The organism is Methanofastidiosum sp. (genome assembly GCA_020854815.1).
Classification (GTDB): Archaea; Methanobacteriota_B; Thermococci; order Methanofastidiosales; family Methanofastidiosaceae; genus Methanofastidiosum.
On record JAHKLW010000071.1, the window covers coordinates 1 to 5,972 of the forward strand.

The 5,972-nt window shown below is 36.6% G+C and carries 8 protein-coding genes; 5 read left to right on the top strand and 3 right to left on the bottom strand.

Features of this window, described 5'->3' with window-relative positions:
* Nucleotides 1-533, top strand: a 533-nt coding sequence (locus KO464_08935) for an S-layer protein (protein ID MCC7573497.1), incomplete at its 5' end; no start/stop codon positions are given.
* Nucleotides 534-575: 42 nt separating this feature from the next.
* On the opposite strand, the gene KO464_08940 is transcribed toward KO464_08935, so the two are convergent.
* On the bottom strand, nucleotides 576-971 hold the full coding sequence (locus tag KO464_08940) for a translation initiation factor IF-5A (protein MCC7573498.1): 396 nt from the start codon (nucleotides 969-971) through the stop codon (nucleotides 576-578).
* A gap of 109 nt (nucleotides 972-1,080) precedes the next feature.
* On the opposite strand from KO464_08940, the gene KO464_08945 reads away from it, so the two are divergent.
* The 3 genes from KO464_08945 to KO464_08955 all read left to right on the top strand — a co-directional run bounded on the left by KO464_08945 (nucleotide 1,081) and on the right by KO464_08955 (nucleotide 4,075).
* Nucleotides 1,081-1,719: a hypothetical protein gene (locus KO464_08945; GenBank protein ID MCC7573499.1), complete on the top strand. Its 639-nt coding sequence runs from the start codon at nucleotides 1,081-1,083 to the stop codon at nucleotides 1,717-1,719.
* 93 nt (nucleotides 1,720-1,812) lie between these two features.
* Nucleotides 1,813-3,798, top strand: a complete 1,986-nt coding sequence (locus KO464_08950) for a sodium-translocating pyrophosphatase (protein MCC7573500.1) — start codon at nucleotides 1,813-1,815, stop codon at nucleotides 3,796-3,798.
* 130 nt (nucleotides 3,799-3,928) lie between these two features.
* A complete protein-coding gene (locus tag KO464_08955; protein ID MCC7573501.1) occupies nucleotides 3,929-4,075 on the top strand; it encodes a hypothetical protein in 147 nt (48 codons plus the stop codon).
* Between the two features lie 11 nt (nucleotides 4,076-4,086).
* On the opposite strand, the gene KO464_08960 is transcribed toward KO464_08955, so the two are convergent.
* Nucleotides 4,087-4,383: a hypothetical protein gene (locus KO464_08960; protein ID MCC7573502.1), complete on the bottom strand. Its 297-nt coding sequence runs from the start codon at nucleotides 4,381-4,383 to the stop codon at nucleotides 4,087-4,089.
* A gap of 122 nt (nucleotides 4,384-4,505) precedes the next feature.
* Between KO464_08960 and KO464_08965 the strand changes: the two genes are divergently transcribed.
* Nucleotides 4,506-5,138, top strand: coding sequence for a MarC family protein (locus tag KO464_08965; GenBank protein ID MCC7573503.1), 633 nt, complete (start codon nucleotides 4,506-4,508; stop codon nucleotides 5,136-5,138).
* A gap of 418 nt (nucleotides 5,139-5,556) precedes the next feature.
* Here KO464_08965 and KO464_08970 read toward each other — a convergent pair.
* On the bottom strand, nucleotides 5,557-5,972 hold a 416-nt coding region (locus KO464_08970), incomplete at its 5' end, for a hypothetical protein (GenBank protein MCC7573504.1).

Below are 5,972 nucleotides of genomic sequence, written 5' to 3' on the forward strand. Positions count from 1 at the left end.
CAGAGAATTACTTCTCAGTAATAATAGAGGATATCCAATTTGGAAATCATAATATGAATCTCAACGAGATAGGAGACGGTCAAATATATCTACAATATCAGGGTTACTATGGAGCTGAATTAGACCAAGATCCACAAGATATGCATATATACTACGGCAGAGCAAACAGCGACTCAACAGATGACGACGGTGCAAAGATAAGAATATCTCAGACTACAGTAGACACAGCTCAGTCAATCACATACACAAAGAGTGTTAACATCGATCCAATTGAGCTAATAAAGCTTGATATCGAAATAAACACTGCATCACTCCAGAAGAACCTAATTCTTATAGGTGGACCAGTATACAACAGCATCGTAAGAGACCTTGGCAACATGGGCGCATCAACAGTCAACTGGGCAACATCACCTGGTGAGTGGGAATGGATTGCAGATCCATTCGGCAGAGGATACGATGTCCTGATCGTCGCTGGTGCAAACAGGGAAGAAACAAGGCTCGCTGCTCAGCAGTTAGTATCTCAATTAAGATAAATAAATTAAAATTTAATTTTTATTTATTTTTTATAAAAAAATTTAACCTTTTATTCTTGCAATCTTTATTCGACCCATAGTCTCGTGATATTCAACTTCTTTGCCTTCTAACTCTTCAGAACTAAAATCTGCTGGCAAAGGAATTTCAAAAGTTTCATAAGTTTCCATGTCCATGAGCTGAATTTTCTCACCCATGACAGCGTTTACAAGACCGCTTTTCTTGTCGATTATAGGTACAAAGACCTTATCAGAAGTTGGTTTAACGATAGTCCTTCTCTTGTCATCATAAACACCAAAAGCCTCGATTTTGGCCTTAGCTGACCCATGCTTTCCAGGAGAAGAAGTATTAATCTTAATAATTTTACATGGCTCATCATCGATTAGAATGAATCCACCTTCACGTAAAGTCCTGACCTCAACTTGCTTTTTATCACCCATGTAATTCCTCCTTTGAAATAGGTCACAACTCCTATTTTTAAAGCTTTCTTAGCTCTACTTATAAACATAAGACAAAAACTTTAAAAACGACCTTTTAATTCTAAGGATAGTGATAAGCATGAAGAAACAGTTTTTAGCAATTGGAGCATTGTTTTTAGTATGCACTATGGCAATGTGTGTAAATCAGACTCAAATACCTGATAAATTCTTTGAGTCATATAGTAAAATAGAAACGACTCAAAAAGAAATTGATACAATATACGAGTCTTACTGGGAACAGCAGATAAAAAGAATCGAATACGTGACCCAAAATAGAGTAACCCAAACTGTTGATAACGAATATGTTCTTTCAATGCTTGAATCTGAAATATTACTGCTTGATGAACTTATAAATAAAAACGCAGTATATTCAAACCAAATATCTGAATTTTATACAACCATTGGTGATATCAAAGGAGATGATGCAAAAGCCAAAGCTAGTCAAATAGTGATATCTCTAAGAAACTCACAACAATATCTTAGCAATAATCTTATTAGGTATAAATCAGCATCAGAGGCTGTAGGAACAATATTATATTATTATGTAGTAGGTGCAGATTTAACGAATCCTGATATAGCAGATGATATTAAGAACAACGACTTATCTGCAAAAGGTGACTTTCAGCAAGGCGATGAGTTCCTCGGCCAATACTACTTATCAAAAGATGAAGCTAACGCAACTTATCAAGAACTAAAAAAACTGAAATAATTTTTTTCTATATTCTTTTTTTCTTCCAATTTTAACCACAATACTTAAATATAAATCTCCTTTGAGACGAAATAAAAAGGAGGTTGTAGAAAAATGGACTTTACTTTAATAGCTATTCTAATTGGAATAGTTGGTATTATTTATGGCCTTGTATTGGCAAAAGTTGTTTTATCATACAAAGTTACAGATAAGAATATGACTAGAATATCAAATGCCATATACAAAGGAGCCATGGCGTTTTTAAGAAGAGAGTATACAACTATAGCAGTAATTACGGCAATTCTTGCAGTTGTTTTTGGTATCTTCATTAATATTGAAACTACTTTGACATTCATCGTTGGAGCGGTTTTCAGTGCTTTAGCCGGTTTCATAGGGATGAGCATATCCACAAGAGCAAATGTCAGGGTTGCATCAATTGCTAATGAAGGTGTCGGGAAAGCTTTAAGGCTCTCATTCCAAGGTGGGGCTGTAACTGGGATGTCAGTTGCGGGTTTAGCCTTGCTAGGTGTCAGCGGATTCTACTATCTTTATCGGGATCCAGCCTTAATAATAGGATTTGGATTTGGAGGGTGCTTGATATCTCTATTTGCAAGAATTGGTGGCGGTATATACACTAAAGCTGCAGATGTGGGCGCTGACCTAATCGGAAAGATTGAAAAAGGCATACCTGAAGACGACCCAAGAAACCCTGCAGTAATCGCTGATAACGTCGGTGACAACGTTGGAGACTGTGCCGGAATGGGGGCAGACCTATTTGAGACATATGCAGTAACAGCAATCGGTGCAATGCTACTGGGAGTAGCTCTTGGAAAGAATGACATTTATGTAATCTATCCCTTGATGTTAGGTGCAATCGGAATCATAGGTTCAATCCTCGGATCATTTTTCGTAAGAGGAAAAGACAACATTATGCAAACACTATACAAAGGTGTTTTTGCGTCGGCAATTTTCTCATTGATAGGCTTCTATTTTGTGACTGTGACATATCTTAAGCTTGACATAGCTCTGTTCCTGACTACAGTTGTCGGGATAGTCATCGCACTTTTGATGTTCTTCATAACTGAATACTACACAGCAAAGCCTTACAGGCCAGTTAGAAGCATCGCACACTCATCCCAATCTGGTGCTGCAGTTAATATCATCACTGGTCTTTCAGTAGGGATGGAATCAACACTCATGCCGGTATTAGTTATATGTGCAGGTATTTTGATATCTCACTCTTTAGCAGGCCTTTATGGTATAGCAATCGCTGCAATGTCAATGATATCTCTAACAGCAATAGTAGTTGCACTGGATAGCTACGGACCAATAACGGACAATGCCGGCGGAATCGCAGAGATGGCACACCTTCCAGACGAGATAAGAAAAACTACAGACGCACTTGATTCAGTTGGAAACACAACAAAAGCTGTCACAAAGGCATTTGCCATAGGCTCTGCAGCTTTGGCATCACTTACACTATTTGCAGCATATGTCGATGAAATTGTAAGATTTGCACCTGGGCAGGAAATTTTATTCAGCCTATCCGATGAAAAGGTCATTGTAGGACTATTCATTGGTGCCTTGATTCCTTTCCTCTTCTCATCCCTATGTATGAGGGCTGTTGGAAAAGCTGCTTTTTCCATTGTTGAAGAAGTCAGAAAACAGTTCAAAGAGATCAAGGGCATTATGGAAGGAAAGACCGAGCCCGACTATGCAAGATGCGTCGATATCGTCACAAGAGCATCATTAAAAGAATTGGTACTTCCTGGGATAATCGCAGTAGTATCTCCCTTATTAGTGGGATTCATACTTGGAAAAATCGCACTTGGCGGAATGCTAATAGGAAGCATACTATCTGGATTCTTACTGGCCTTGATGCTTGCAACTGGCGGCGGAGCATGGGACAACGCAAAGAAGTACATTGAAGATGGAAATCTTGGCGGAAAAGGAAGCCCAGCACACTCCGCAGCCGTAGTTGGTGATACAGTAGGTGACCCATCAAAGGACACAGCAGGGCCAGCAATAAATCCACTGATCAAGGTAATGAACACGCTTGCAATCATCTTTGCCGTGCTTTTCGGGTCAGGAATTATTTAATTTATTTTTTTCTTTTATTTAATTGTTAAAGCTAATTTTAACTTATTTATATTTCTATTCAAATATAAAAATACTCAGAATAAACTTAGAATTAATTTCTATAGAATCTGCCATTTTTGGGTAGTATTTAATGCTAGTTCTTGCCCTAACTTTTCTGCATCTATGTCCATCTGCATCTTTTGTGGTAGTGGGATTTGAAATAACATCTGCTCTTAAGTTCCCAGAACATTCAATAAAAGCTATTTTTCATTATCAAAATAATGAACTGGGATTTTAACTTCCCTTACTCTATTGAATCTCTTTCACCAAGCCATCTGTTTCCAGTTCTTCCATAACTTTATTAATTTGAACAAATGGAAGGTTAGATTTAGAATATAAATCTATAATATCTATTTCCTTTATCCCTTCAGATTTCAAAGATTCGAGTATTTCTTTTAGGATTAATTTAGCACCCTTATCAGATAAGACTAACTCGGAACTTTTTTTTAGACCTTCTAATTCCTTTTCCAGGATCTCTATTCTTTCGAGAAGTGGCTGTAATGCAGCAGTTTCTAAATTATTCTTATGCACTTCTAAGTAATCCATAATATACTATTAATATAAATTATTTATATAATTACTTATGACATGTTTTATTTTAATAAAGAGGATTCTTATATCTTTAGTATAAACAGAATATTTATAAAACATTTTTCTCTCTTTAAGTCATGGCTGCCTTTGCCTTCTTTATTTATGCTTTTACTTCAATATTTGTAATTGTAAATCCAATAGGCGCCATGTTTACATTTATGTCTTTGACTACTGACAAGGATCGCAAAGAAAGGATAAGATTGGCTACACGGTCTGTTTTAATAGGGTGTCTTTTGGCAATAATATTTGCAATTACTGGAGAGATTATCTTAAGATTTTTTGGAGTAACAGTTGACAGCTTGAGGGTTGCTGGGGGTATTATTCTTTTTAAAGTTGCTCTTGACATGGTCTATGCAAAAACATCTGGGAAAAATATCACTGAAGAAGAGAGAAAAGACGCAAAAGATAAAGATGATATCTCGGTTTTTCCAGTGGCAATGCCACTTCTTACAGGCCCAGGAACGATAACAACTGTGATTGTAATAATAAGGTCCGTCCCAACAGTTGAATTAAAGGCTGTGGCAATTGCGGCAATACTTGTTACCTTTGCAATCACATTTCTCATGTTTAGATTTTCTAATCAGCTTAGTAAGATACTAGGGGTTACGGTAACACTTGTCTTTACCCGTATAATGGGTCTGCTTCTTGGTGCAATTGCCATAAACTTCCTTTCAACAGGAATTATAAATATCTTTATCGGACTGATATAATAAAAAAAGAAAAACAGTTTGTCGCCCCGCTCATGTTTTTGCCAAAATATTCCTGAATGTCTCGACGTCTCGAAACGGCCTCTACAAGGTTTCAAAAGAAACATAAATGCTTCTTCTAAAGGCCTCCAAACTTACGTTTGATTAAGTATTTCGGCCATACTCAGGCATCTCTTTAATTCAGATGCTCGGAAATACATCAGTAATAAGAGACAAGCTCTTTCAATAAATGTATTTTTCAGCCTCTGAAACAAGTGACATACTTTGACATCGGCACAAGCGAAGTTTCGACCTGTGGTAATATCATTAACACTTCCATCTATACTTAAATTTTACTGTTATTGATTATTTACAATTTAGACAAATAATTTTAAAGTATATCTGATCTTATCACATTTTATATTTTCTCCAATTTTAAAATTCAGCAAATACAGTTATTTGAAAAATCTCTTATTAGATACTCTGCGATTCCATAGCCTACTTTTCCGTTCATTTGATATTCAGTTAAGGTTTCATGCATTATCGACTGCCTTTTTCCATCTCCACTTGTAAATGGAAGCTTGACATTTTTTATTATCTTGGCTTCGACTTTATGTAATTCTCCTTTTTTATCAAATAGCTCCATTCTAAACGAATTGGGGCTTCCATCTTCATTGTATTCTGTGTTAATAGTCGCTTTCATTAAAGGAATATTCTCTCCGCCACTATAGATGAAACCTGCGTCGACTTCACCTTCTGTTACTGTGAGTTTTGTTACATTTAGAGCAAGCTCTTCAGAGAATTGACATGTTAGCCATATCCACATCTTAGGCGCATTCCAGTCTCTAGTTCCCCAGG

Coding starts and splice junctions, on each gene's coding strand:
- KO464_08955 (MCC7573501.1), top strand. CDS start 3,929: ATGCTAGTTCTTGCCCTAACTTTTCTGCATCTATGTCCATCTGCATCT.
- KO464_08950 (MCC7573500.1), top strand. CDS start 1,813: ATGGACTTTACTTTAATAGCTATTCTAATTGGAATAGTTGGTATTATT.
- KO464_08960 (MCC7573502.1), bottom strand. CDS start 4,383: ATGGATTACTTAGAAGTGCATAAGAATAATTTAGAAACTGCTGCATTA.
- KO464_08965 (MCC7573503.1), top strand. CDS start 4,506: ATGGCTGCCTTTGCCTTCTTTATTTATGCTTTTACTTCAATATTTGTA.
- KO464_08940 (MCC7573498.1), bottom strand. CDS start 971: ATGGGTGATAAAAAGCAAGTTGAGGTCAGGACTTTACGTGAAGGTGGA.